At 39.4% G+C, this 25,498-nt stretch carries 21 protein-coding genes and 1 pseudogene; 14 read left to right on the top strand and 8 right to left on the bottom strand.

The annotated features are described in order from the left end of the window. Positions 1 to 25 precede the first annotated feature (25 nt). Positions 26 to 2,254 (bottom strand): phosphocholine-specific phospholipase C, encoded by a 2,229-nt coding sequence (locus ACZ5QH_RS17555; protein ID WP_303576408.1) that lies wholly within the window; start codon positions 2,252 to 2,254, stop codon positions 26 to 28. Between the two features lie 26 nt (positions 2,255 to 2,280). Further along, the gene (locus ACZ5QH_RS17550; RefSeq protein ID WP_303576407.1) at positions 2,281 to 2,427 is read right to left on the bottom strand and encodes a hypothetical protein; all 147 of its coding nucleotides are present in this window, start codon (positions 2,425 to 2,427) and stop codon (positions 2,281 to 2,283) included. Positions 2,428 to 2,920: 493 nt separating this feature from the next. On the opposite strand from ACZ5QH_RS17550, the gene ACZ5QH_RS17545 reads away from it, so the two are divergent. The 5 genes from ACZ5QH_RS17545 (at position 2,921) to ACZ5QH_RS17525 (ending at position 6,568) form a co-directional block, all read left to right on the top strand. Then, positions 2,921 to 3,787 carry a metal-dependent hydrolase gene (locus ACZ5QH_RS17545; protein WP_303576406.1) on the top strand — a complete coding sequence of 289 codons (867 nt, stop codon included), beginning with the start codon at positions 2,921 to 2,923 and terminating at the stop codon, positions 3,785 to 3,787. Positions 3,788 to 3,817: 30 nt separating this feature from the next. Continuing rightward, positions 3,818 to 4,255 (top strand): PaaI family thioesterase, encoded by a 438-nt coding sequence (locus ACZ5QH_RS17540; protein ID WP_004717695.1) that lies wholly within the window; start codon positions 3,818 to 3,820, stop codon positions 4,253 to 4,255. 171 nt (positions 4,256 to 4,426) lie between these two features. After that, positions 4,427 to 5,107 (top strand): glutathione S-transferase family protein, encoded by a 681-nt coding sequence (locus ACZ5QH_RS17535; protein ID WP_303576405.1) that lies wholly within the window; start codon positions 4,427 to 4,429, stop codon positions 5,105 to 5,107. Continuing rightward, positions 5,104 to 5,877 carry an SDR family NAD(P)-dependent oxidoreductase gene (locus ACZ5QH_RS17530; RefSeq protein ID WP_303576404.1) on the top strand — a complete coding sequence of 258 codons (774 nt, stop codon included), beginning with the start codon at positions 5,104 to 5,106 and terminating at the stop codon, positions 5,875 to 5,877. The genes ACZ5QH_RS17535 and ACZ5QH_RS17530 overlap by 4 nt, the downstream gene beginning before the upstream one ends. Position 5,878: 1 nt before the next feature. After that, complete coding sequence (locus ACZ5QH_RS17525; protein ID WP_303576403.1) at positions 5,879 to 6,568, top strand: Rossmann-fold NAD(P)-binding domain-containing protein; 690 nt, start codon at positions 5,879 to 5,881, stop codon at positions 6,566 to 6,568. A gap of 66 nt (positions 6,569 to 6,634) precedes the next feature. Here ACZ5QH_RS17525 and ACZ5QH_RS17520 read toward each other — a convergent pair whose 3' ends face one another. Beyond that, positions 6,635 to 7,531, bottom strand: coding sequence for a LysR family transcriptional regulator (locus ACZ5QH_RS17520; protein ID WP_303576402.1), 897 nt, complete (start codon positions 7,529 to 7,531; stop codon positions 6,635 to 6,637). Between the two features lie 123 nt (positions 7,532 to 7,654). On the opposite strand from ACZ5QH_RS17520, the gene ACZ5QH_RS17515 reads away from it, so the two are divergent. Continuing rightward, the gene (locus ACZ5QH_RS17515; protein ID WP_034615483.1) at positions 7,655 to 8,407 is read left to right on the top strand and encodes an SDR family oxidoreductase; all 753 of its coding nucleotides are present in this window, start codon (positions 7,655 to 7,657) and stop codon (positions 8,405 to 8,407) included. A 123-nt stretch (positions 8,408 to 8,530) separates the two neighbouring features. Here the strand turns inward: ACZ5QH_RS17515 and ACZ5QH_RS17510 are convergent, their stop codons facing one another. Continuing rightward, positions 8,531 to 9,871 (bottom strand): D-serine ammonia-lyase, encoded by a 1,341-nt coding sequence (locus ACZ5QH_RS17510; protein WP_034615486.1) that lies wholly within the window; start codon positions 9,869 to 9,871, stop codon positions 8,531 to 8,533. A 17-nt stretch (positions 9,872 to 9,888) separates the two neighbouring features. After that, positions 9,889 to 11,226 carry a D-serine transporter DsdX gene (gene dsdX / locus ACZ5QH_RS17505; RefSeq protein WP_303576401.1) on the bottom strand — a complete coding sequence of 446 codons (1,338 nt, stop codon included), beginning with the start codon at positions 11,224 to 11,226 and terminating at the stop codon, positions 9,889 to 9,891. 220 nt (positions 11,227 to 11,446) lie between these two features. On the opposite strand from dsdX, the gene dsdC reads away from it, so the two are divergent. The 7 genes from dsdC (at position 11,447) to ACZ5QH_RS17470 (ending at position 19,610) form a co-directional block, all read left to right on the top strand. Further along, entirely contained in the window at positions 11,447 to 12,379 is a 933-nt protein-coding gene (gene dsdC, locus ACZ5QH_RS17500) for a DNA-binding transcriptional regulator DsdC (RefSeq protein ID WP_034615533.1), read from the top strand. Positions 12,380 to 13,159: 780 nt separating this feature from the next. Then, positions 13,160 to 13,966, top strand: coding sequence for a hypothetical protein (locus ACZ5QH_RS17495; protein WP_303576400.1), 807 nt, complete (start codon positions 13,160 to 13,162; stop codon positions 13,964 to 13,966). A 270-nt stretch (positions 13,967 to 14,236) separates the two neighbouring features. Beyond that, complete coding sequence (locus tag ACZ5QH_RS17490) at positions 14,237 to 14,722, top strand: sigma-70 family RNA polymerase sigma factor (protein WP_004823490.1); 486 nt, start codon at positions 14,237 to 14,239, stop codon at positions 14,720 to 14,722. 7 nt (positions 14,723 to 14,729) lie between these two features. Further along, positions 14,730 to 15,710, top strand: a complete 981-nt coding sequence (locus tag ACZ5QH_RS17485) for a FecR domain-containing protein (protein ID WP_303576399.1) — start codon at positions 14,730 to 14,732, stop codon at positions 15,708 to 15,710. 67 nt (positions 15,711 to 15,777) lie between these two features. Then, a complete protein-coding gene (locus tag ACZ5QH_RS17480; RefSeq protein WP_303576398.1) occupies positions 15,778 to 16,362 on the top strand; it encodes a biliverdin-producing heme oxygenase in 585 nt (194 codons plus the stop codon). After that, the gene (locus tag ACZ5QH_RS17475) at positions 16,359 to 16,823 is read left to right on the top strand and encodes a YbaN family protein (RefSeq protein ID WP_303576397.1); all 465 of its coding nucleotides are present in this window, start codon (positions 16,359 to 16,361) and stop codon (positions 16,821 to 16,823) included. Before ACZ5QH_RS17480 ends, ACZ5QH_RS17475 begins: the two co-directional genes overlap by 4 nt. 78 nt (positions 16,824 to 16,901) lie before the next feature. Beyond that, entirely contained in the window at positions 16,902 to 19,610 is a 2,709-nt protein-coding gene (locus ACZ5QH_RS17470; protein ID WP_303576396.1) for a TonB-dependent receptor, read from the top strand. A gap of 234 nt (positions 19,611 to 19,844) precedes the next feature. Here ACZ5QH_RS17470 and ACZ5QH_RS17465 read toward each other — a convergent pair. The 3 genes and pseudogenes from ACZ5QH_RS17465 to ACZ5QH_RS17455 all read right to left on the bottom strand — a co-directional run bounded on the left by ACZ5QH_RS17465 (position 19,845) and on the right by ACZ5QH_RS17455 (position 24,477). Next, positions 19,845 to 22,936: pseudogene (locus ACZ5QH_RS17465) on the bottom strand (MexW/MexI family multidrug efflux RND transporter permease subunit). Between the two features lie 12 nt (positions 22,937 to 22,948). Beyond that, a complete protein-coding gene (locus tag ACZ5QH_RS17460; RefSeq protein WP_303576395.1) occupies positions 22,949 to 24,052 on the bottom strand; it encodes an efflux RND transporter periplasmic adaptor subunit in 1,104 nt (367 codons plus the stop codon). Beyond that, positions 24,049 to 24,477: a DoxX family protein gene (locus tag ACZ5QH_RS17455; RefSeq protein ID WP_303576394.1), complete on the bottom strand. Its 429-nt coding sequence runs from the start codon at positions 24,475 to 24,477 to the stop codon at positions 24,049 to 24,051. The genes ACZ5QH_RS17460 and ACZ5QH_RS17455 overlap by 4 nt, the downstream gene beginning before the upstream one ends. Positions 24,478 to 24,767: 290 nt before the next feature. Between ACZ5QH_RS17455 and soxR the strand changes: the two genes are divergently transcribed. Continuing rightward, positions 24,768 to 25,229, top strand: coding sequence for a redox-sensitive transcriptional activator SoxR (soxR, locus tag ACZ5QH_RS17450; protein ID WP_154130881.1), 462 nt, complete (start codon positions 24,768 to 24,770; stop codon positions 25,227 to 25,229). Positions 25,230 to 25,498: the final 269 nt, after the last annotated feature.

The raw sequence follows: 25,498 nt of genomic DNA, 5'->3' as shown, positions 1-25,498 counted from the left end.
CTGAATATTCAAAATTCTTTAAATATTAAACCATCGCTGGATCACTGACAGAATCTGCTCCTGTTTCAACGCGTCCTGCAAAGCGTCGATAAAACTTAGTGTCCTGAGTACAGGTTACGGCAAAATCATACCATTGCCATGTATCTTTCAGTTCCCAATGTCGTGTTGATGTTTGACCTGCTTTTACACTGATTTTTAACGCTGCGTCACTACGATAGACGACTGGGCTAATGACCAGTTCAACATCTTTTGTGCCCGTGTTGGTCAGGTCTAAATAAACATTACCATTGGCAATATCATAACACACTCGAATTTCAGGATTGATTTGCAGGCTTTGATTACGATTTAAATCACCTTTGAAATGGCGATGAAAACCATTTGGTCCCATTACCCAAAGATCGTATAAGCCTTGATTGTCCTTTTTCACATTCCAAACATCATCCAGTGTTTTACCCGCTTCTACAATGTAACGACGTGGAACACGGCTGAGATTTAACTTGTCATAGACATGAAAAACTGCACCTTGAGTCCCTGTATTCGAGAATAAGAGTTTGACTGTTCCATCATTTTGACAACGTGCACTGGTATGTAATTCATAAGGCAATGCTTTAGAAGGGCGAATACCACTGGCTTGAATTGGAAGTTGTAAATTGGTTGGAATTGGAACATTGGGCAACTTTTGCTGAGCTGAACGAAGTTGATCTGCTTGCTCACGGGTTTGTTTACCATTTAATTCTGGCAGTACATCTTCATTTGGGGTTTTAAAATTAAATGCTGAGGTTAAATCACCACAAATCGCACGACGATAAGGGCTGATATTTGTTTCTTTTACCCCAAAGCGTTGTTCTAAAAACATTAATACTGACGTATGATCAAACACTTGAGAGTTAACCACACCACCACGACTCCATGGTGAAATTACAAAGAGTGGTACCCGTGGGCCCGGTCCATAAACACCATTGTCTTTTTTAGGCTGGCTGCTGCTGCCTAGTGGCGCGTCATGTAGATAATATTCATGCTGCATATCAGCTTGGCTGAGTGTGGATTTACCCGCATAAGTATTGTCTGCTTGTAAGCTTGGTGCAGATGGAGAAGGAACATGGTCAAAATAACCATCATTTTCATCAAAATTGATCAAGAAAACGGTTTTACTCCAAACCTCTGGCACTGCTGTTAAAGCATCTAAGATTTCTTGAATAAACCAAGAACCTTGTACTGGGCTTGATGGACCTGGATGTTCACAATAGATAGAAGGTGCATTGATCCAAGACACTTGGGGAAGTTTGCCTGTTTTGATATCATTTTTAAAAGCATCTAAAAATTCTTCGGGTTTATTGCCGGGCAGGGTGTTTGCGATACCTTTATACAGTGGATTTTTAGCATTATCAGTTGTGGCATCATAAGCTTTATAAGGTAATGGTTGCGCCGCTTTATTGTATGGACTATTTGGCGCACCACCACTTGAAACTGGGTAACCAGAAGCAATATTGGCTTTTTTAAAGGTACGGAATGCACCGAGCATGTTATCGCCCCATTCATCCGGCATATTTTGATAGCAAATCCAGTTAACACCTGCCTCTTCTAAACGTTCAGCATAGGTTTTCCATGTGTAGCCGATATCAACGTTTTTGGGATCGCCATCAATCCAGTCCCATTCATTATTCACAAACGCAGTACTGGTCGGTACTGCGCCATTGGTGCCAGTTAAATGAAATGAACGGTTGGCATCTGTACCTGTGTGCATTGAACAGTGATATGCATCGCAAATGGTAAAAGCATTGGCTAAAGCGAACTGATAAGGGATTTCCTGCTCTTTAAAATAACCCATTGCATAATCAGTTTTATGGGTGGGCCAATTTGACATACGACCGTTGTCCCAAGCTTTTTGGCTATCCACCCAAGTATGATTTGTACCGGGTGCACGTTGTGCATTATTACTCGATCCATCTAAATGAAAAGGGGTTAATAAGGCACCGTTACTTCGTTGTTGTTGCCATACAGTACGATCATTTTGCAAAGGAATGGTTAAGCGGTCGGCAAAACCACGAACGCCTTTTAATGTACCAAAATAATGGTCAAATGAACGGTTTTCCTGCATCAGGATAACCACATGTTCGACATCCTGAATGGTTCCTGTTTTATTATTTGCAGGAATAGCCAATGCTTTTTGAATGCTGGCTGGAAATGTAGATAAGGCAGCAGCACCAAAACTTGTTTTAAGTGTATTTGCTAAAAATTGACGACGATTAATCACAATATTTCCCTTTGGTATTTTTATGTTTATGGTGCGCAACGCATTAATGGTTCTTTAGATCCATCAGGCTGTGTGCTGGTCTTATCATCATTTGAATCATTACAAGCGGTGAGTGCCAGTAAAATGGGGAAAATATAAATGTAGGATAGCCATTGTTTCGATTTTCTTAACATGTGTTTCATCCATTATAAAGATGCCCACACATTAGACAGCGCTTGTGACAGCAAGGTGTCACCTTTATGACAAATCATTGACATGGCAATAGCGCTAGAAATCGAGACAGAAATCCAGATAAAAATAGAAAATAAAACTGGAAAAGCTTAATCAGTTTTGATGGAGAGGTTAGAGGGCGATGTTTAATTTTAATTTGAATTGTTGTTGAGATCTAAGATATTTATTCAGTATTTTCTTTTAAATGATTAATTTTATTGGTTATATTTTTATGGGGTGAATAATCATGCATCTGATCAAAATGCGATGGGTGAAAACAGCTTTTAAGTTTTTGGCTTAGATCGATTGTCTTTATAGGAATGATACTGTCATTTAAGGACAACCTGAAGCTTTAACGTATTCACATCATTGACAAGATCAACGTGGACCATTATTTTAATTTTACAAGTTCTTTTTTGGAACTTGTTATTTTAAGATAAATTCTTGAGGTGAACCATGTCTATATCAGCGGTGAAAGAAAAATCAAAGCAAAAAACACCTGCATCATTTCCAGTACGTCGTATGGATTATGAATTTCAGGATATGCCCAAGTATTGGTGTAATGACGAACCAACCTTTACTCATTACTTCACAGGTCTATCGACGCTTTTTCCTGAAGGTGAATCGTACTTTGTCCGTTCAGTACGCGCCTTACGTGGAAAAATTAAAAACAACCCACAATTAGACCGTGATATTGGTGCCTTTATTGGACAAGAAGCCATGCACTCTAAAGAACACCATGCTTTTCATGTCAGTGCACAACAATATGGTTTAGATCCTGAATCTTTAGAAAAAGCCACGGGGATCATATTAAAAGCGGTAGAACGTGCTTTTCCTAAAAAATGGAATCTCTTGGTCACAGTGGGTCTGGAACATTACACCGCAGTGTTGGTGGTAGAGATGATGAAAAATGTCAATGAGTTAATGACCGATACCACCATTCGTAATTTATGGTTATGGCACAGTGTCGAAGAAACCGAACACAAGGCTGTGGCTTATGACATGTATGAATATTTATATGGTAAGGGCTTAGATGCCTACATTCCTCGCGTGGCGATTTTTACATTTAGTCTTGTGCTGATCACGCTATTTTCTAATGTATATCAAGTGGTGTTAATGTCGAGAGATAAACAATTATTAAACCTTAAGTCTTGGACTAAGTTTGCTGGGTTTACAGTGCAAGCCTATCGTAAGCTGGTACCGCAATTTTTCTCTTATTATCATTTTGATTTTCATCCGAATGATACCGATGAATCCGAAATTGTCGCACAAACTAAAGTAAAAATTGGCTTATCTCCTGAACAATCAACCCTTCTCCAATAAGTATTTTATTTATCAAAATAGGAAATAGTGATGAATCCACTCAATATGACTGGTCTGGAAATTATGCAAGCATTCCAAAAAGGACTGGTGCCAGCGCCTGGTATTGCAAAAACCATGGGGATGGAGGAAGTAGGAGACGTTGAATATGGTCGCATTGTATTTATGGCCATTGCGGATGAACGTCATAGCAACCCATTGGGTGGAGTACATGGTGGTTTTGCCGCAACGATATTGGATTCAGTGACAGGGTGTGCCACACATACCGTCTTGGCTGCGGGTGAGGGCTATGGAACCACTGATCTTGCGATAAAAATGTGTCGTCCAATGCCGTTTAATAAAAAGTTAATTGCTGAAGGTAAAGTCATCAACGTAGGGAAAAACTTAGTCATTTCAGAAGGCTATCTTCGAGATGAAGAAGGAAAATTGTATGCACATGCAACAGCAACCAATATGATCATCCGTCGTTGAAAGATTCTATTTCTGCATCATGGCTTTAAACCAGAATTTTTTGGATCATGGCTTTTAATTCAGATTTTTTGATTTATCGCCTTTGAATCAGGCCGTTGATGTATTAAGTGCTGATCCTGTGATGTAGTTTATCGAATATCAATCGACCCAAAGTTAAGCTGAGAATATAAAATGAATTCAGTTGTATTACATCAATGGGAAATCTCACCTTTTTGCCAAAAAGTTGCCAGGATATTGCAATTTAAAGGGATTGCTTATCAGACTGTGGATTATAACGGTGTACTGGGTGCAAAAGTGCCAATGCTCAGTAAAGCAGGCAAGGTTCCTGTTCTGGATATTGATGGTCAACGTATTCAGGACAGTACCCGTATTGCACGTTATCTTGATGATGCTTACCCAGACTTACCACGTTTATATCCTGCTGATCCTTTGCAAAAGGCCTATGTTGAGCTTTGGGAAGATTGGTCAGACGAGTTGTTATATTTCTATGAGGTGCACTTTCGTGTCAGTGATGCTGATGCCTTAGATTATGCGGTTGAAATGAGTGCAAAAGGTCGCCCCAAACATGAAATATATCTGTTAAAACCCTTGCTCAAAGCAACATTAAACCTGCAACTTAAAATGCAGGGGACAGGTCGCATGGCCAAGCAGGATATTGAGGCGGAATTTATTCGTCATTTAGAGCGTATCGAATTGGTGTTGGCGCAAACAGGGTGGTTGGTTGGCGAGGGTAAAACACTGGCTGATATTGCGGTTGGTTCGCAGCTTTTAGAGATTGTCCGCACCAGTAAAATTTGGGGCACTAAAATTAAAGCTTATCCTTCTATTGCTCAATGGATAGACTTGCTATGAATACGCAGAATGCAACATCTCAAAATATAGCAACACTTCCATGTGTGGTTGTTATGGGCGTAGGTGCTGAACAAGGAATTGGAGCAGCAGTTTGTCGTCGTTTTGCTCAAGAAAAATTAAAAGTACATGTTGTGGGGCGTACTTTAGCGAAAGTGCAAGCCGTGGCTGATTCAATCAATGCGCAAGGTGGACACGCCGTAGCACATGCTTTGGATGCTGAAAATGAACAACAAGTGCAGACTTTTTTTGCGGAGAGGAATGCGCAAAAGGAGCATCTCGTCGCTGTTATTCATAATGTGGGCGGCAATATTCCCTCAATTTTTTTAAAAACCTCTCTTCAGTTTTTTACTCAAATGTGGCGTTCTACTTTTTTATCGGCTTTTTTAGTGTCACAACAAGCCTTAAAAATCTTTGAACAACAGCAATATGGCACACTGATTTTTACAGGGGCAAGTGCATCTCTTCGTGGTAAACCTTTTTTTGCGGCATTTACCATGGGCAAATCCGCATTACGTAATTACGTACTGCATCTCGCCCAGATATATAAGCCTCAAAACATCCATGTTGCACATATTATTGTTGATGGCATGGTCGATGGTGATCGTGTCAATAAGGCTGTATTTGGTTTAGGACGCTTACTGAGACTTACACGAGGCACAGGTGGTTTAAATATCGAAGCGATTGCTGAGAATTATTGGATGCTTTATCAACAAAATCGTGATTTATGGACCCATGAGCTGGATTTACGTCCTTATCAGGAGAAATTCTAATATGTACAATTTAATTCCTCCATTGCTGAGAAAAAAATCCAAACTACAGGGCTGTATTGTTGTTATTGGCAATGAAACCCACTCGCTCAGCCAGCTTTTTGTGCATCAAGCACATAACAGGGCAATGCCTGTATATCAAGTTCAGCATGATCCTATGCAAACCAATCTAAAGATTGAGCAACAAGATTCAGGTCTAAAGCGGGTTCGTTTGAATCTGATCAATCCGACTGCTTTAAAAAATTTAGTTGGCTATATTCAACGAACAGGGCATTCAATTGAACTGTGTATTTTCCAAGCTGATTTTTCAAAATCATTGTCGAATTCCGATGCTTCAGCCCAACAGGTCGAACAGCTTTGGCAAAATACTGGTTTGGCTGCGGTAAATATTGCCCAAGCGATTATTCACCAGATGTTGATAAAGTCACAAGGAACTTTGATCTTTCTAGGAACACAGCCCAACTTGATCGCTGAAAATAATGGCTTAACTCAGAGTATGTTTGCCAGTATTCGGGCATTGGCACAATCTTTGGCAAGAGAGTTTCATCCTAAAGGCATCCATATCACTTATTGTATGTTGGAAAGTTGGCATAGTCAGAATGTTGTCTTGATGGATTCGGTTAAAAATATGTGTTGGCATCTTTATCAACAACCTGATTCAACTTGGAGTCAGGAATTGAGTTTTGGTGTATAAATGCTATGGGGATCAATGCGAGAGAGCGCTAGTTAATCATATCCATCAAGCAGCGTGATTTAAACTTCAAAGCAATGGATTATCCTGAAACAATCGTACAATCCATTCGATAAAAACTTTTTGTCGTGGTGAAACCAGTGTTTTTGATGGATAAAGTAAAGAAATAGGCAGGGATGGAACAGGATAGTCAGTTAAAATTTGACAAAGTGTTCCTTGCTCTAGCTCAGATAAATAACCATAACGCGGTGCTTGGATGATCCCCAAATGCTGTTTGGCTGCTGCTGCATAGGTATTTGCACCATTGACTTGAATCTTTAACGGCAACTCAAAAAACTGTGTTTTCTTCCCTGTCAGAAACTCAAGCGGCAGTGGCTTTTGTCGAGCAGAAGAATAAAATCCGACCATAAAATGTGATTGCAGATCGTCTAAGCGTTGTGGTGTGCCATATTTTTCTAAGTATTTTGGACTGGCTAATGTCACTTGTTGAATATCGCCCAGATGCCTAACAATTAATTCACTATTATTGAGCTGACCTATACGAATGACACAATCAATGCCTTCTTTTATCAGATCTACATAACAATCGCTTTCAGTGAGTTGCAACTGTATCTGTGGAAACTCAGTTAAAAAATCATCTAATTTTGGCAGAATAAAATGCGCAGCAAAAATACCATGAACTGCGATTTTTAAAGGTCCTTGAGGTTTTGCATCAAGAAAATCATGATCAGACTCATTGATATAACCCAAGATATATTTGCAGCGCTCATAATAAATATGGCCTTCATCGGTTGCTTTTACCTGACGAGTGGTACGCAACAATAAGCGCGTATTGAGTTGGAATTCTAATTGTTTAATTGCATCGGTCAGGGTTGAGCGTGGCAGATTTAAGATCTGCGCAGCTTTGGTAAAACTTTGTTGTTCAACCACATTGACGAAAGCAGACATTGCATTGAGTTTATCCATACGCCATTCCAATTGTTCGATTTATTCGGATAAAGATGTCAGGTTTAACTAGATTATCTGGTTTTATCTGAACAGTATCATAGAAGCGATTAGAGGTATATTTTATTCCATGAGGTCATCACGATGCATACAACAGATCAAACACAGCAAGAAAAAGTGATTTTAATTACAGGCGCTTCTCGCGGGATTGGTGCATTTACTGCCAGCTTATTGGCACAACAAGGCCATAAAATCATTATCAATTATGCCAGTAACGATAAAGAGGCGGAGCATGTCTTGAGTAGTATTCAAGCGTTAGGTGGAACAGCGAGTCTCTTTAAAGCCAACATCAGCCATTCTAATGAAGTGACTGCATTATTTGATTATGCAATTCAAACCTATGGTCGATTGGATGTGCTGATCAATAATGCAGGGATTTTGAAATTAAGTAAGATTGTACAATTAGACGATGAAAGTATTGATCAAGTTTTAGCAATTAATATTAAAGGCCCTTTATATACCATGCGTGAAGCTGCTAAGCGACTGCAAAAGGGCGGTAAAATTATTAATTTATCCAGTAGTGTGGTGGGGATGAAACTCGAAACTTATGGTGTTTATACTGCATCAAAAGCTGCCATAGAATCCTTAACGGCAATTTTAGCCAAAGAGTTAAGAGGAAAAAATATTACGGTAAATGCAATTGCACCTGGGCCTACGGCAACTGAACTTTTTCTTGAAGGCAAAAGTGATGAATTGATTGCTCAGTTAAGCAAAGCTGCACCTTTAGAGCGTTTAGGCACTGTAGAAGATATTGCCGCAGTGTTGGATTTCGCAGTAAATGAAGCGAGTAATTGGGTCAATGCCCAAGTCCTTCGGGTCAATGGTGGGATCGTTTAATTCCATAGGGAAAATCCTGACCCAAGTCTTTAATTGGGGCGATAGAGGATAATCACTTTATTTATCTGCTACCGCCCCAGATTCTGATGAGATCAAGACCTGTGCGAATCAAGTCTATACAGATTATTTTTTATAGGCTTTCGCTTGGGTTAAGTATTTTTCCATTTCTTCATCTGGAACCATTCCTCCTCCAGTCCCCCAGACAATGTGATTGGCATTTTCCAATTGCTGTTGGCTAAAGTGATGTAGTGCAGCATAGTCTTGATGTTGATTGGTCAAAATTGGCCCAAGCATACCCGCCAGCGCAGAAGGTTCTAATTTAAGCTGTTCTGTATCATTGAGCATGCCCAAGAGTACATACATGGTTTCATCCGTTAATGTATAAAAACCGTCTAATAATCTTTGCATTGCTCGACCCACAAAGCCAGATGCTCGCCCAACAGCGAGGCCATCAGCAGCGGTGATATTGTCTATACCCAGATCTTGAACTGAAATTTCATCATGTAAACCCGTTGCAACACCGAGTAACATACACGGTGAATGAGTCGGCTCGGCAAAAATACAATGTACATGATCACCAAAGGCCATTTTTAAGCCAAATGCAACGCCACCGGGACCTCCGCCAACACCACAAGGTAAATAAACAAATAAAGGATGTTGTTGATCAACCAAAATATTTTTTTGTTCTAATTGTTGTTTTAAACGCTGCCCAGCAACTGCATAACCTAAGAATAAGGTTTGTGAGTTTTCATCATCGATAAAAAAGCAGTTTGGATTTTCTAATGCTGCCTTTCTGCCTTGTTCTACGGCAACACCATAATCTTCAGCATATTCAACTACTGTGACATTGTGCGCACGTAACTTATCTTTTTTCCATTGACGTGCATCTGCTGACATATGCACAGTCACATCAAAGCCTAATTTTGCACTCATAATGCCAATAGAAAGGCCTAAATTTCCGGTAGAACCGACCGCAATACTGTATTGACTAAAAAACTGTTTAAACTCTGGACTATCCAGTTTTGCATAATCATCTTCAATGTTTAGGCGTTGTGCTTGAATCGCAAGCTTTTCAGCATGACAAAGTACCTCATAGATGCCACCACGGGCTTTAATTGAACCCGATATAGGAAGATGACTGTCTTTTTTAAGCCATAACTGACCCTGGATCGATTGTCCAAAATACTGTTCTAACTGTTGCTGCATTTGAGGAATTGCTGCCAGTTCGGACTCTATAATACCTTGAGATGCCGCTGTTTCTGGAAAGGCTTTCATCAAATAAGGTGCAAAGCGTGTCAAACGTGCACTGGCATCATCAATATCTTTTTGGTCCAACCCGACATAGGGCAGCCCTTCTACCAGTGAGGTAAAATTGGGATTAAACCACGCCACTTCTTTGAGTGCGATAAGGTCTTTAACAATCGGATATTGGGCAATCAGCTGATTAATCTGTTGAGCGTTCATAAAATACTCCTAAAGGCTTAAATAAAATGAGAAAGCAGGAAGGTGCAGCCCAATGCGGTGAGGGAGGCAAGGAAAGTTGCAGAGGTATAGTATTTAAAGGTTTCGTTTAATGTAGCACCACAGTATTGTTTGACTAACCAAAATAGAGAGTCGGTCACAATGGTAAAACCGATGGCACCTGAACCAATCGCAATCGCCATGATTTCAGGACTAATATCCGGATAGAGCGGTAACATTGGCGCAACGATTGCAGTTGCACCCATCATTGCAACAGTGGCAGAGCCTACAGCTGCATGTAAAATCAGCGCAACCAACCAAGCAAGTAAAATTAGATGCATATGCAAGTGGGAAAGCGTAACAGCCATTGAGTCAGCTAAACCACTGGCTTTTAAAATACTGTTAAATGCACCGCCAGCCCCAATGATGAATAAGATGTTGGCAATTGCAGAAAATGAGTCTTCTGTAGCTTTTAATAAGCTTCCCATCTGCATATTACGGCGTAGACCAAGGGTGTAGTAAGCAACAAATACCGCAATAAACATGGCGGTGATCGGATTGCCGATAAAGCCTAAAATGTGTGAAAGCTGAGTGGATGTATGACTATTTAATTCAGCCACAGTTTTGATTAACATTAATCCGATTGGAAGAAATACCGTAAATAAGGTGATTTTTAAAGAAGGTAAGTTGTGTTCTTCTTTTAAGGTAAGCTTTGAAAATTCGACAGGTACTGCTTTAAACGGTAAACGTTGACCAACTAATTTTAAAAACAGTGGGCCACCAACCAGTGCGGCGGCTAAACCCACCATTAAGCCAAAAATAATCACGGTACCGACATCAGCCCCTAGTTTATTGGTGACATAAAGTGCCGCAGGGTGAGGCGGTACTACACAGTGTACAGCCATTAATGCGGTGCATAATGGAATCGCCAATTTAAACAAAGAGGTTCTGGTATGCTGCGCTATAGAAAAAGCCAAGGGAATTAATAACACCACACCAACTTCTACAAATAAAGTGATGCCACAAAATAGCCCAATCAGTACCATGACCACATCACTAGATATCCAGTGACATCGCTGCAAAGACAGGGCGATACGTTCAGCGGCGCCAGAGATTTCCATCATTTTACCGAGAATGGTACCCAGTGCAATGACTGTGGCAAGGAAACCCAAGGTGCTTCCAATCCCATTTTCAATTGCATTGACCATATCCAGTAATGGCATTTTCATTGCTACACCGACAAAGAAGCTTGCCAGAAGCAAAGCTAAAAAGGGATGCAGTTTAAATTTTAAAATAGTGAAAATAATTAACCCGATACTGGTTAATAATATACCGACATCCACGAAATTGGTTTCCATACCATATATCTCTGTGACAAAAGTTGTTCTTTGTCTATTGAAGTTAAACCAGAGAAATCCGTCAAACGATGATATTTGATCTACGGGTTAAAATAATTCACTTGAAAAATAAATCCTAAATAAATTTTGATTTTTAAATGATTTATACGTTATTTATATGGGCATAGGACAGCAAGAAGCATGTGATCAATCATTTTGTTTCAGCAAAAAGGAAAAACGCATGACCAACGCACATAAAAATCTAACCGGTTTTCAGCTCTCAAAACTGTATACATTTGAAGTTGCGGCTAGACATGAGTCTTTTGCACTTGCTGCTGAAGAATTGTCTTTAACCCCAAGTGCGGTAAGTCACCAAATTAATTTGTTAGAAAAAGAACTTAATATCAAACTGTTTTTACGTTTGCATCGTAAAGTAAAGTTAACCACTGAGGGACAGCGGATTTTAGCTGCTTTACAATTTTCATTAGACTCGTTAAACGTTGAAATTAAGGCACTGCAAAATCAGCAACTTGTTGGCTCACTCACGATTTATGCAAGACCATCGATTGCTCAGTGTTGGTTAGTGCCTCAATTGCCTGATTTCATCCAACGCTATCCATTGATCCAACTCTCAGTTTTAACGGGTAATGAGGATGTAAATTTTCAACGTAGCGGAATTGATATTGCGCTTTATTTTGACAATCAACCGTCTTTTCAGTTGAATTATCAGTATTTAATGGACGAATATATTATCCCGGTATGTAGTCCTGCATATGCGGAAAAATTTAACCTCTACGATCATCTAGACAGCTTAAAAAACTGCACATTGCTCCATGACTGCCAAGCATGGAGTAACGGCACAGGTGCAGATGAATGGAACAGTTGGACGCAGCATTTTAATGTAAATATGGATCATTCTTCAGAGATGAGTTTTGACCGATCTGATCTGGCTTTGATTGCTGCTAAAAATCACTTGGGTATTACCATGGGACGTAAAAAACTAGTAGAAAAAGACTTAGAAAGTGGTGAGCTAGTAATGCCATTTAAAAACATGTATTTAAAATGTGATCAGCACTACTATATTACATCATTGAAAAATAATGAATTACCTAAAGTTAAAGCATTTAGTGACTGGATAAAAGCACGAGCAAACTCAGAAATAGGGCATCAATGAAAAACTCTAAACCCTAGAAAAAGCCGAGCAAGCCTTAAATAAAAAATCACGAAATCAATTTTATGCTAAAACCTAAAAATTAATATTTTTTGCTGTTAGAATTTTTATAATACTTGATTATTATGGTGAATATTTGAGTGTTTATATTTTAATAACGCCAATCAGAATAAAAAATAAACAAACCTAAATATAACGAGAAATTAAAGAGAAATAAAAAGGAAAGATGTAATAAGTTTTTATATTAACAATAGGATGATTGAGGTGGAAAAGCTAAATTGAAAATGACATTTTAAAATATAAACAACAACAAAATATACGAATTTTAAGACAGTAAGATCATCCAAAAATACAGATTCTCCCTCTAAAGTCATGTTCAAATTTTTATAAAAAAGTGAAGTTTAATTATAAATATTTATTATTTTTCAATATTTTGATGGATTTTATTGAATATTGAAAAGCAGATCTAGCAACATTGTTATTGTAAATAAAATTGTAATTGATTATTATTCTCATTTGTTGATTGTGTGTGTATATTTGTAATCCATATTTTTACTTTTGATTTGAAGATACTGGATGACCTGAAATATACACATTTAATGATGATTAATATCATTGAATAAAATTTCTCCCTCATCAATCTAAACCCTGTTGAGCTATATGAATAGGGGCATGATGAGGGTAATCGATATAACAAGTATCGAATTTAAATATTGATTTTTTAAATAGCAAAATGGAAAGAATTTTTTAATTCAACAAATATTCACCTCCAAGGAAACGAACATGAAAAAATTGGCGCTATGGATGACCAGTTTAACTGCAATGGCAACTGCTGGATCAGCGATTGCTGCTACAGTCGATCAATCCAATGCTTATCAACAGGCATATGCATTATATGTGCTTTACCATCCTAATAATAAAGAGCAGAACAGTAGCACTTTAATTAAGCAATATACTCAGGACTATGCAGAATTGTTTAAGGCGAATAAAAAAGTCAATCAAGTGCAGTTTGTTCAATACGAGCAAGCACGTTTAGAGCCATTACTTAAACAGCGCCGTGAAATGTCAGAAAAACAGGCGCATGTACGTTATGGCATTCTCGATAATAATAAAGACCAGAAACTGACCCTAAAGGAATTTCAGGAGACGGGTTTAAAAACCTTTAATGAGTTTGATAAAAACTTGGATGGCTTAGTAAATGCAGAAGATGCCAAATTAGCGGGCAATAGTAATGCAACGCATGATGGATTCCGTGTGAAACTACCAATTTCAATGCCCATGCCAAGTAACATCAATGAATTTATTAGCCAATATGGTCAAGGGAAAAACTATGTAACGCTTGGAGATTACCTCACAGCGCGTGACAAACAATATTTTGCAACCGATGCGAATGGTGATCATATTGTCACTGAGAAGGAATATGTAGATGAGTTTATGCAACGTTTTGATGCCAATATCGCAACAGGTAAAGTCAAAATGCAGGAAACGGCAGCACAACAATTTCAAGTGATTGGCAAAGGTAAAACAACAATTCAAGCCAGTGATATTCAACAATTTGCTAAAAATATGGATCAAGCGATCAGTCAATAAATTATCGCCAATAAGTGATAAACAGTTTCTCGGTCATCTTGAGGATGATCGAGAATTTTTTTATTTAAAAGCGATAAGCTTTTGATAAAATTATAATAATTTTGAATTAAATTTTTGTTTAAGATTTACCATATGTCCCATTTGAGTATGTTGTGTAGTCTTATAAATGAGTTGGATAAATTAAAAAATTCAATTAAAAGGGCAAACTGAGCTCTCATTTCCTTTATTTTTTTGCTAAGATATTGCTAATAATTCTCATTCTCTTTAAGTATGTCTGATCCTATTAGCACACTATATCGTCATCACCATTCTTGGTTATATCAATGGTTAAAACGTCGCCTCAACCATAGTGAAGATGCCGCTGATTTAGCCCATGATACTTTTCTGCGTATCTTAAAGCGTAAAGATGAATTGTATTTTGATCAGCCGCGTGCAATTTTAACCACAGTTGCCAAGGGAATTTTGATTAATTGGTATCAACGTAAAGCGATTGAAAAAGCCTATTTAGAGGCGCTTTCAAGCAGACCTGAATATGATGAAATTACACCTGAGCAAAAAATATCAGCAATTGAATCTTTATGTTTGATTAATCAATTACTCAATCAATTGCCTGAGCGCCAGCAACAGGTCTTTATTTGGTCACAATTAGAAGGGCTGACTCAACAGGAAATTGCAACACGCTTAAATATTTCTACCCGAACCGTGATGCGTGATCTGGTCTCAGTGTTGAGTCAATGTTTAGCTGTTATGGATTAATGCCTGCATGTCGCATGATCAAATTTATCGAGAAACAGCGCAATGGATCATTAAAATCCAACACGCACCATTAAATGAAACTGAACAGCTTGAATTTGAACAATGGAAGCAGCAGAGTTCCCAACACCAAGCTGCATGGTCTAAAGCCGAACGCTTATTGTATAGCCTTGAGGAATTTCCCGAAGATGGACAACAGCTGATTCAGCAAGGCAAGAAAAATGCCCAATTTAATTTAAACAAACAATTGTTGCTTGCCTGTTTTCTGTGTTTTGGCAGTGTCATGCTATGGAACTCGGATTATCGCTATAGATGGTTATCGGATTATCGTACTGCGGTGGGTCAGCAGAAACAGCTTGAGCTGGAAGATGGGACACAACTTCAATTAAATACCCATACGGCTTTGGACGTGCGTTATACAGCGCAACAACGTATTGTAAAATTACATTATGGCGAAATACAAATACGTACGGCCAAAGAAAAAAATCATGCTTATCGCCCATTCTTGGTCGAAACTGAATCGGCAAATCTGCAAGCGCTTGGCACTGTATTTAATGTTCAGTATTTCAACAACAGTGAAAAGCAAACCTGTCTAGGTGTCATAGAAAGCGCAGTGAAAGTCAGTTTGAACCAGTCCAAACACACTAAAATTGTCCATGCTGGTGAGCAGCTATGCTTTGATGATCGCAATTTTAAAGCATTACAAAGTTTAGATCCGAATATATTGGCATGGAAAAACCATATGGTCATGGCTTTTGAAATGCCGTTGGAAAAATTGCTTCAAGAGATTGGGCGCTATCAACACCAATATATAGATATTGCCCCTCAATTGAAGTCGTTAAAAGTTTCAGGTTCATATCCAGTCAATGACTTTGGCACCTTACAAACGGCATTGCAATTCAGCTATCCAATCAAAGTAGAACGTTATTTCGGGGATCGTGTGTTGAGCATTCAGCCGAAAGCTGAAAATCAGAAAAGTAAAAATAATTAAGAAATGATGTCAGTTTTTACAGACAAGGCGGGTAATACAGTTAAACCAAACAAACTGGAGAAAATTGATGAGCACCTCATTCACACTCAACCGCCTTGCATCTCGTTTAAAAACAGAGACAGCCAGTCAACATGAATATATGCATCAATTAATGGAAAAAGCCCAAGTATTTAAAGACGTCGCACATTATGCAAAATTTACTTTGTCGCAGTATTATTTTCAAAAAAATGTCGAATATTTATTTCAACATTCCAAGGTTGCAGCCTTGATTTCTGATTTAGATATTCGTGGGCGTTCGCAAGCAGCTTACTTAGATCTACAAGACCTTCAGATTGAACCAGAGTCGTTGACCTTGGTTACTGAAACGATCGGCTTTCCTGAAGCGCTGGGTTGGATCTATGTATCAGAAGGTTCTACGATGGGTGCAGCATTCTTATTTAAACAAGCGCAACAAAGTTTGGGGTTTTCCGCAGATTTTGCTGCGAGAAATTTGGCTGCCTATCCAGAAGGGCGGGCCAAAGTCTGGAAACACTTTATTGAGGAACTTGATCAGGCTGACTTTACTCAAGATGAGCAAGATCGCATCATTTACGCTGCTCAACAAGCCTTTGATTATTTTGGCGCATTATTAAAAGACATTCATTCAACATGAAGAAAGCGTCTTCTGTCAGCAATCACACACAAGGCAAAGACTTAACGCTGTTAGCGTCTTTGCCGGTAACGCCATCTGCAAATTTACATTCATCCTCAGTGGTGCGTGTGATCTGCATCATCTCGGCAATTTTGTGTCTTGTTCTCGCTGTGGTGGGCATTTTATTGCCGGGGATCCCAACTTTTGATTTCCTCTTTTTAGCAACGATTTTTGCCTCAAAAGGTTCAGCACGCTTGCATCGTTGGTTACATCAAAATCGTTATATTGCAATGTTGCTCGCACAGTATCGTGGCGGTTTTAAACAGATTTCGCGTTCACGTAAATGGATGATGACATTGAGTATTTTATTCGGTACGACAATGTTAATGGTGTCTTCACTGCATTTGCACTTAAAACTTAGCCTGCTGGTCATTTTGCTGATTGGGTTGATCTGGATTTGGACCAGACCAGAAAAAATATAAATTTTCATGTCATGTTTTAACAATTCACTGGGTAATGATTATTGAAAATGAAAATCATTCACAAGTGTGGGCGTTCCTATGAAGTTTAAAAAACAAACTCTGGCCATGTTAATACAGTGCTTTTGCATCAGTGGTGTTTATGCACAAATTACTCCCAATGTTTCAATGGCAGCGAAAAAAGCGCCAGAAAAATATTATCAAATTTCAGAGAACCAATTGGGCTATGTGTTATCAAGTTTTGCAGCACAGTCGGGTATTGCCTTAAGTTATGATGCAAATATTTTAAAAGGGCTGAAAAGTAAAGGAATTACCGGGCATTATAGTGTAAAGCAAGGCTTCGATTATTTGCTTACAGATCACCCTTTTCGGGTAGAGCAGCAAGGTTCGACTTATGTCTTAATTGCTAAATCTGGCTCAGCTAAACCGAATACAGAGAAAAACACTGCGATTGCAAATACAAGCACTCCGTTAAATAACACTTCGCTTTTCAATAATATGGACAGTGATGTTGTTACGCTTCCTCAGATTAAAGTCAATGCTGTACAACAAAAACAAAAGGTCAATACAACACAGCTGAATCGTGAACACATTAGCCGATTTAGAGGCACGGGGAATGGTGATGTGTTTTCTGATATCGCTGGTGTACAAGTCAATAGCCTGCGTAACGAAGCGGGTGCAATAGATATTGGTATCCGTGGAGTACAAGGTGAGGGACGTGTCCCTGTAATTATTGATGGTAGCCTACAATCCAGTCATACCTTTCGAGGCTATCAAGGAGAGAGTGACCGAACTTATATCGATATGGATTTGATTAGTCAGATTGAAGTCGAAAAAGGTGCATCGCGAGCGAAATTTAGTGTGGGCGGTATTGGCGGAATCGTGAAAATGCGTACACTCAGTGCAAACGATATTTTGCTGCCTAATCGTCAATCAGGTGTCATGCTAAAAGGCAGTTTTTATAACAATAACAAAGCACCACAGACCTCAGATAATGAGCGTGAACAGATGTCTTATCTGCTTCGTAATAAACTGTCCTCGAATAATTTTCAAAATGGCGCTGGCACAATCGCTGCTGCTTATCGGAATGATGTATTCGATCTGGTCGCTGCTTATAGTAAACGCGAAGTCGGTAATTACTATGCTGGAAAACATGGCATTGATTATTATGAAGCGCGAGATATTGTTGATGTTGGACCCGGTCAAGAGGTGGTAAATACCAGTTATAAAAGTGATTCTGGCATCATCAAAGCGGGTATGAATATTACAGACGAACATCGTGTTGAAGTGAATATGCGCCGCCATATGCAAAAAGCGGGTGAGGTCATGGCTTTTTATTGGAATAGATCGCAAGTGATTGATCCCAACTCCCCACCTTGGGGATATATCGATGGTGATTATGTTCTACCCAAATATATAGAGGGTGCATATACCATGCCACAATGGTCCCTTGGAACCGCAGCGATTAATGCATTCAGTGCCAACTATACCTATAAGCCCAAGAATAATCAGTGGTTTGATTTAGAGTTAGGGGTTTGGCATACCAATGCCAAATATCGCCAGCACAATGGCATGCTTGGCATAGCCAATTCTCATTATGGCGACCAATACTGGGGAAGTTTTCAGGACTATCGTAGTGGGATTAATTTAGAAAACACCAGTAAAATTGATGCTTTAACCTTGAATTATGGTCTGACATATGACGAGCAACGGATGAAGCCACAAAATCTTATTGATACTGAAATCGCACGTGATGGATTACGTCAAGAGTCCTCTCTATTTCTCAATGGCGATTATATCTTTAAAGATTTTACCCTGAGTTTAGGCAGTAAATGGCATAAGGCAAAAGTTAAGGATTATGGAGACCAGTATGTTGCAATGAGACCAGTCGCCAATTCCGATTTAAATGACAAAGGCTATGCGCTTCGAGATTATGACGGAAAGATCGACTGGATGGCGCAGCTGAATTATCAGTTGCTGAATGGTATTGATGTCTATGCAAAACTCTCCAATATGTACCGCAGTCCAAGTTTGTTTGAATCGACGGTTTCCAAACAAACCTTTAGTTATGATCCAGATCTGCCGATTAAATCAGAGAATTCTCGTCTTGTTGAGTTTGGTTTCATTGGGCACAACGATAACGTTTTCACTGAAGCAGATCAGTTAAAATTCAATATCAATTATTTCCGTAATCAAACCCAAAATTTCCTTACCCAAGGGGTCCAACGTAAAGATATTGTTAATGAGATTACGCCTGATTTTATTTTGCCTTATACCACCTCATATACTTTCCTAAATTATGAGCAAGTTGTATTGAAAGGTTTAGAGTTTAATCTTGCTTATCAGCATCCGAGTTTCTTTGTGAACATGAATGGAACTTTATATCAAGCACCGAAAGTATGCCCAGCGACGAAAGATGATTGTAATGAGGTCGGAGATTCTTGGAGTCTGATTTCAACACGCTTGCCACCACGTAAACTTTTTAATATTAGTTTAGGAAAGAGTTTGTTTGAAAATAAACTTAATGTGGGGGTACGTGCCAGATATCATTCTGAAAAGAAAAATCCTAAAGGTTGGTTACAGGGTACAGGGGTGAGTGGGCGTGCGGTGACTGAAATTTCTTCGGAAACCTTAGTTGATATTTTTGCGAGCTATAAACTGAATCCAAATCTAAATCTCTCGTTTAATGTTGATAACTTAACCAATCGTTATAACTTTGATCCTGGTACAGTGATCGGTATGCCGATTCCCGGCCGTACCATCAAAGCAGGGTTCGAAATGAGATTCTAGAATCATAAAACAATCAAATCGGCAAAACCCGACTGTAAAAATATGAGTGAACAAAGTAGTGAAAAATCAGTCGCTTTAAATCAGTAGCTCTAAATCAGTGGTTAGAATCACGCATTAAAAAATTGATAAAGTTCTATAGATATAGAACTTTATCATCAAAAAAATATATTCAAGCGATCTGATCATACACAGAAGCTTAGACAGCAGCATGCTGGTTGTTCAGCCCACTCAACGTCATGATTTTTGCGCCTGTTGGTCAATCTGTTGTAACTCTTGTAAACGGCTAGAGTGAAGGTCTTGATTGTGTTGACGAGCCAACAGACTGTAAATGGTAGGTAAGACAAAAAGCGTAAAGAAGGTCCCGATCAACATACCGCAGACAATCACAAGCCCTAAGCCAAAACGACTATGTGCACCAGCGCCTGTGGCAAAAAGGAGTGGAATCAGCCCAAACACCATTGCCGCTGTGGTCATCAGAATTGGACGTAAACGAATTTGAGCAGCTTTTAGAATAGCCGCTCGCCGATCTAAACCTTCATGAACTTGCAATTCATTGGCAAACTCAACCATTAAAATACCATGCTTACTAATCAGTCCAATCAGTGTGACTAAACCAATCTGAGTGTAGATATTGACTGTGGCAAGTCCAAAAGCCAAGGGGATTAATGCGCCACAGATCGACAGCGGAACCGTAATTAAAATAATAAATGGATCCATTAGGCTTTCATATTGAGCGGCTAAAACCAGATAAATCACAATCAGCGCGGCTAAAAATGCAAACATCAAAGCGTTACCTTCCTGTACATACTGACGTGCATCGGCTTGCCAGTCATAACTAAATCCAGTCGGTAACTCAGATGCAGCCTGTTCCAGAAAACTTAAAGCTTGACCTAAGGAAACCCCAGCGGCGGGGATTGCCTGAAAAGTTGCAGCATTTTGTTGATTAAATTGAGTGAGTTTATTGGGTTCTACCTGTTCACTTAGACTGACCACAGTCGATAAGGGAATCAGTGTGCCTTGGTCGGTACGAATAAACTGTCGTGTCAGTGCTTGAGCTGTCAAACGTTGTGTATTGATGCTTTGAGGAATCACATCATAGGCACGACCTTGCATACTAAAACGATTGATATAATTCTCACCAACCAATGTCGCCAAGGCTTCACCGATATCTTGCATACGAATACCCAGACTATTGGCTTTGGCCCGATCAACCTCGATTCGAATCACGGGGTTATTAAAGTCAAGATCACTGTCGACCACCACAAAAAGGCCACTTTCACGGGCTTTTTGCTTGATGTTCTGCATCGCCTGATAAATGGTTGAATAGTCTTGTGCACTACGCAACACCATTTGTAAGGGTAATCCAACTGTTGAACCGGGAAGCGCAGGATTTTGGAATACAAAAATACTGCTGCCTTCTACATCACCGACTTTGGCTTGAAGTTGCTGTTGAATTTCATCCGCAGAATGCACTCGCTCAGACCATGTCGAAAGGGTTGTTCCACCAAAACTTGATGCAGGCCCATCTGTACCATTAATAATCCACGTGGTACTGGTTTCGGGGAAAGTCCAGAAGATTTCATCAAGTTTTTGATTAAAGTGCTCAGCATAGTTGAGATTGGCATGTTGTGGCGCTTTGATGGCTGCCAATACACTGGCTTGATCTTCATTGGGCGCCAATTCTTTTTGAGGGAGTTGGTAAAGCAATGGAAGGCTAATAAAAATAGCGATCGCAAAAACCACTGTGATCCAACGATGATGTAAGGAAAAATTGAGCAATGTACTGTAAAGCTGAGTCAAATGTTCAAAGAACCATTCGGCTGCTTTTGCCATTTTACCTTCTTGCTGTTTGGATTGAAGTAGAAATGAACTCATAACAGGAGATAGGGTTAAGGCAATAATCCCTGAAACTAAAACTGCGCCCGCTAAAGTAAAAGCAAATTCTTTAAATAAGGAACCAGTTAATCCACCCATTAAACCAATCGGAGCATACACTGCGGCCAGTGTAATGGTCATTGCAATTACAGGGCCTGCGACTTCTCGTGCCCCGATCAAAGCTGCTGCAACTGGGGATGCACCTTCTTCAATATGCCGATGGACATTTTCAACCACCACGATTGCATCATCTACAACCAAGCCGATGGCGAGTACCATGGCTAAAAGCGTGAGTAAATTGATGCTAAAGCCACATAACAGCATTAAACCCAAGGCACCTAACATTGACAGTGGAATTGTCACTACAGGGATCAAGACACTACGTAAAGAACCTAAACACAGATAGATCACCGTAATAACAATAATCAGCGCTTCGATAAAAGTATGTAAAACTTCATCAATAGAGGCATCAATAAAACGGGCTGTTTCATAGGCAAGATTGACTGTAACCCCCGGCGGTAAGGTTTTTTGGATCTCAGGCAATTTATCTTTAATTCCCTGTACGATCACCAGGGGATTACCTGTAGGCGTCGCTTGTAGACCGACAAAAATTGCAGGTTTACCATCCATAGAGGCACTTGTTTCTGTCGAAGCAGCGCCAAGTTCAACTGTTGCCACATCTTGTAGACGAATTAGATTTTGAGCATCATTGCGTATCACCAGATTTTTAAAGTCCTGAATACTGGTGAGATCTGTGGAAACATTGACATTTGAAACCACCAATTCACCTTTGACCTGACCCGGTGCGGCTTGATAGTTATTTTGACGGATCGCATTGGCGACATCGGCGGCAGTTACACCACGACTGGCCAAACGATCGGCATCCAACCAAATCCGCATAGCCAAACGCTGACTGCCATAGGTCTGTACCTTAGCAACGCCATCAATTGTAGACAGCATGGGCTCTACCACCCTAGACAAATAATCGGTTAATTCAGCCAAGGACAGTTGTTCGCTGGAAAATCCAATATAGGCGACATCGGTAGATTCACCTGAAGAACGTTCAATGACTGGATCAAATGCCTGTTCTGGTAGTTTGTAACGGACTTGATTAACCTTTGCCATCACCTCTGTTAATGCTTGGGTCGAGTCACGATTTAATTGCATACGTAACGTTACAGCACTGCGACCCTGTGTACAGTAGAAGAACTGAGATAGTCGATGCCCTCTACCGAAGATACTGCTTGAGCAATGGGTTGGGTGACAAAACCTTGCATAAGTTCAGCAGATGCACCAGGATATTCTGTATTGATACTAATCGTTGAGGTTTCAAGTAAAGGATACTGTCGGATAGGCAGTTTATTCAGGGAAAACAAGCCCGCCAGCAAGATCAAGGTGCTGACGACCAAGGCCAATACAGGGCGTTTTACAAAAAGGTCAGTAAATTTCATTCGCTTATCTCCCTAGACTTTGGGCTTGATCGAGGAAGATTGGGGATGCTCAAGTGTATTTACGCTCGGCTCAACTTGCATACCATCACTTAATTTAAGTTGCCCTGATACAACAACTTGATCACCTGCTTTGAGCCCAGATTTGACTACAACTTTGGCTTGATGGCGCTCACCGAGCACTACAGCCACACGTTGCACAATAAGCTTGTTCTGGTCTTGTTTTGCAAGGAAGACAGTATTGCCATAAGCTGTATAGGTAATTGCAGTTTCAGGAACCACCAAGCTTGGAAGTTCAGATTCTTGGATGTCTAATTTGGCATACATGCCCGGTTTTAACTGTTGATCATGGTTATTTAAAATTGCTTGCCCCTGCACAGTTCGCGATGTTGTGATCAGCGGTTCGATTGCACTTACCACAGCTGTAAAGGACTTTGCAGGAAATGCATCAATTTTGAGTTGTACAGATTGTCCGATTTTTAACCTCGATGCCAATTGTTCATCCAATGTGAAATTGGCAAGAATTTGTCGAAAGTCGACCAGATTAGCAATACCAGTGCCTGCCTCTAAATATTGCCCTTGATGTACTTGGCGTATTCCCATGACACCAGAAAAGGGTGCGCGAATCGTTTTCTGTTTTATGCTGGCTTGTAGCTGTTGGATTTCTGCACGCGTCATATCTCGATCAGCCAGTGCGGTATCCATTTCTGCCCGTGAAATTGCATGACTATCAATCAGAAGTTTGCTGCGGTGATAGGCCATTTCGGCTTGTTTCAATTTGGCTTGCAAGCGACCTAATTGAGCTTGTTCAACATCGGTATTGAGTTGAATCAGTATTTGACCTTGTTGAACAGCTTGTCCAGATTGGAAATAAATCTGTTTGATCATACCTGTTGTTTCTGTTGACACTTTGACTTGTCGGATTGCTTCCAACTCACCAATACTGGAAAGCACTTGTGGAATATTTTGTTCGACCACTGTACTCAAGGCCACTTTGACTGGAGGGTAAGCGCCAGATTGATGCGTTTCACTTGAACGAGAATTTAAATAAAAATAGATTGCGACACCCACGAGAATTAAAGTGATCGCGATTAGAAAAAGCCATTTGTTGTTTTTCATGCGACAACTCCAAGGTTGCGGAGTTGTTGTCGAAAATGACTGGCAATGGTCAGCGCTAAAAGACCGCCAATCACTGAAATATGTTCAAGTGCAAAGTAAAAGGCAATATTGGCCTGTATACCAGACATGTTCCAAAAGTGATGCACAATCACGATTGTCAGTGCTAAAAATACAGAAAGAATCAGTGTGCCAAACCACATATGCCGCTCAAATAAAATACAATAGGCGCCCACAAGTAGAATCAACGCAGAAGTATAATTAAATAACCACGCCGGCTCTAGACCAGCCGCCTGCATTTCCAAAAATCCTGTTTCAACAGCAAGAATTTTACTAAGTCCTGAACTTAGAAATAGAAGCGCAAGACAACATCTGCTGATGGCCCACAGCCATTGGCTTTCTAAACTTAATTTAATGAAATATGGCATGAGAATATTTCCTGAAGAAATAAGACTGGATGATTAAAACCTTTAAAATTAATAGCTTGTTGTTATTCATAACAGCTGTGGCAAGCAGTCTAAAACCTCAAGTTATATTTAGGTCAATGGGCTTTGATCAGAAAATTTGTGGAGAGATAAGATTTTTACAATGGCTTAAATTTGCGATAGCATTTTTTGTATTTTGAGTTGTAATGATGAAAAGCCATGGCAGCTAAGATCAATTGACAAATGTACTTTGCTGAATTATAAAACCTCAAGTAATGTTGAGAAATATCAAAATGCAGGCAGAAGAAAAAATTGATTTTAATCGAATGATGACGGTAGGAGAGGTGGCTAAACGGAGTGGTGTAGCCGTTTCAACCTTGCATTTTTATGAGTCAAAAGGGCTAATTAAAAGTATTAGAACAAATGGAAATCAGCGTCGTTTTCCATCAATTGTCTTACGTTATATTGGAATTATTAAGGTTGCACAAAAAGTCGGAATTTCTCTGGAGGAAATTAAAAATGCATTAAGTGTTTATCCTATGGGAAGCAAATTAACCGCAGAACAATGGTCAGTGTTATCATCGCATTGGCGTAAGGATTTAGATGAGCGTATTCAAAAACTAACACGTTTAAGAGATGAAATGGATTGGTGTATCGGTTGTGGTTGTTTATCTCTAAAACAATGTCCTTTACGTAATCCAGAAGATGTATTGAGACACCAAGGATCCGGTCCCCGTATTTTAGAGCGTGAATAAGAATCCAATATTAATATTTTATGTGATTGATATTTTAGCTTTTTATCTTGAGCTGTTGATCACTTATGTTTGGTGAAAAAACTGTAAGCACACTTTCAAGCTTTTAATCAGTACAAATGACCATTATCAATAATGATATTCAATTAAAACGGGCATATTCAAAACCTAGTCAGTGTTGTGTAAATAACCAGTAATAAATAGACAGGTCTGTATAGACAGTCCACCTAACTTTTTAGTAGAATACATCACAATTTAAAATTAAATAATAA

The sequence above is a fragment of the Acinetobacter sp. Ac8 genome (genome assembly GCF_055392545.1).
Note: the sequence above shows the minus strand (reverse complement) of the source record. Positions and strands in the feature narration are given on the sequence as shown.

Excerpts from the sequence above, each read along its gene's own strand:
- ACZ5QH_RS17530 (WP_303576404.1), top strand. The coding sequence starts at position 5,104 with ATGAATACGCAGAATGCAACATCTCAAAATATAGCAACACTTCCATGT.
- ACZ5QH_RS17515 (WP_034615483.1), top strand. The coding sequence starts at position 7,655 with ATGCATACAACAGATCAAACACAGCAAGAAAAAGTGATTTTAATTACA.
- dsdX (WP_303576401.1), bottom strand. The coding sequence starts at position 11,226 with ATGGAAACCAATTTCGTGGATGTCGGTATATTATTAACCAGTATCGGG.
- ACZ5QH_RS17520 (WP_303576402.1), bottom strand. The coding sequence starts at position 7,531 with ATGGATAAACTCAATGCAATGTCTGCTTTCGTCAATGTGGTTGAACAA.
- ACZ5QH_RS17550 (WP_303576407.1), bottom strand. The coding sequence starts at position 2,427 with ATGTTAAGAAAATCGAAACAATGGCTATCCTACATTTATATTTTCCCC.
- ACZ5QH_RS17545 (WP_303576406.1), top strand. The coding sequence starts at position 2,921 with ATGTCTATATCAGCGGTGAAAGAAAAATCAAAGCAAAAAACACCTGCA.
- ACZ5QH_RS17460 (WP_303576395.1), bottom strand. The coding sequence starts at position 24,052 with ATGAAAAACAACAAATGGCTTTTTCTAATCGCGATCACTTTAATTCTC.
- ACZ5QH_RS17470 (WP_303576396.1), top strand. The coding sequence starts at position 16,902 with ATGAAGTTTAAAAAACAAACTCTGGCCATGTTAATACAGTGCTTTTGC.
- ACZ5QH_RS17510 (WP_034615486.1), bottom strand. The coding sequence starts at position 9,871 with ATGAACGCTCAACAGATTAATCAGCTGATTGCCCAATATCCGATTGTT.
- ACZ5QH_RS17495 (WP_303576400.1), top strand. The coding sequence starts at position 13,160 with ATGAAAAAATTGGCGCTATGGATGACCAGTTTAACTGCAATGGCAACT.
- ACZ5QH_RS17475 (WP_303576397.1), top strand. The coding sequence starts at position 16,359 with ATGAAGAAAGCGTCTTCTGTCAGCAATCACACACAAGGCAAAGACTTA.
- ACZ5QH_RS17455 (WP_303576394.1), bottom strand. The coding sequence starts at position 24,477 with ATGCCATATTTCATTAAATTAAGTTTAGAAAGCCAATGGCTGTGGGCC.
- soxR (WP_154130881.1), top strand. The coding sequence starts at position 24,768 with ATGCAGGCAGAAGAAAAAATTGATTTTAATCGAATGATGACGGTAGGA.
- ACZ5QH_RS17535 (WP_303576405.1), top strand. The coding sequence starts at position 4,427 with ATGAATTCAGTTGTATTACATCAATGGGAAATCTCACCTTTTTGCCAA.
- dsdC (WP_034615533.1), top strand. The coding sequence starts at position 11,447 with ATGACCAACGCACATAAAAATCTAACCGGTTTTCAGCTCTCAAAACTG.
- ACZ5QH_RS17480 (WP_303576398.1), top strand. The coding sequence starts at position 15,778 with ATGAGCACCTCATTCACACTCAACCGCCTTGCATCTCGTTTAAAAACA.
- ACZ5QH_RS17485 (WP_303576399.1), top strand. The coding sequence starts at position 14,730 with ATGTCGCATGATCAAATTTATCGAGAAACAGCGCAATGGATCATTAAA.
- ACZ5QH_RS17525 (WP_303576403.1), top strand. The coding sequence starts at position 5,879 with ATGTACAATTTAATTCCTCCATTGCTGAGAAAAAAATCCAAACTACAG.
- ACZ5QH_RS17490 (WP_004823490.1), top strand. The coding sequence starts at position 14,237 with ATGTCTGATCCTATTAGCACACTATATCGTCATCACCATTCTTGGTTA.
- ACZ5QH_RS17540 (WP_004717695.1), top strand. The coding sequence starts at position 3,818 with ATGAATCCACTCAATATGACTGGTCTGGAAATTATGCAAGCATTCCAA.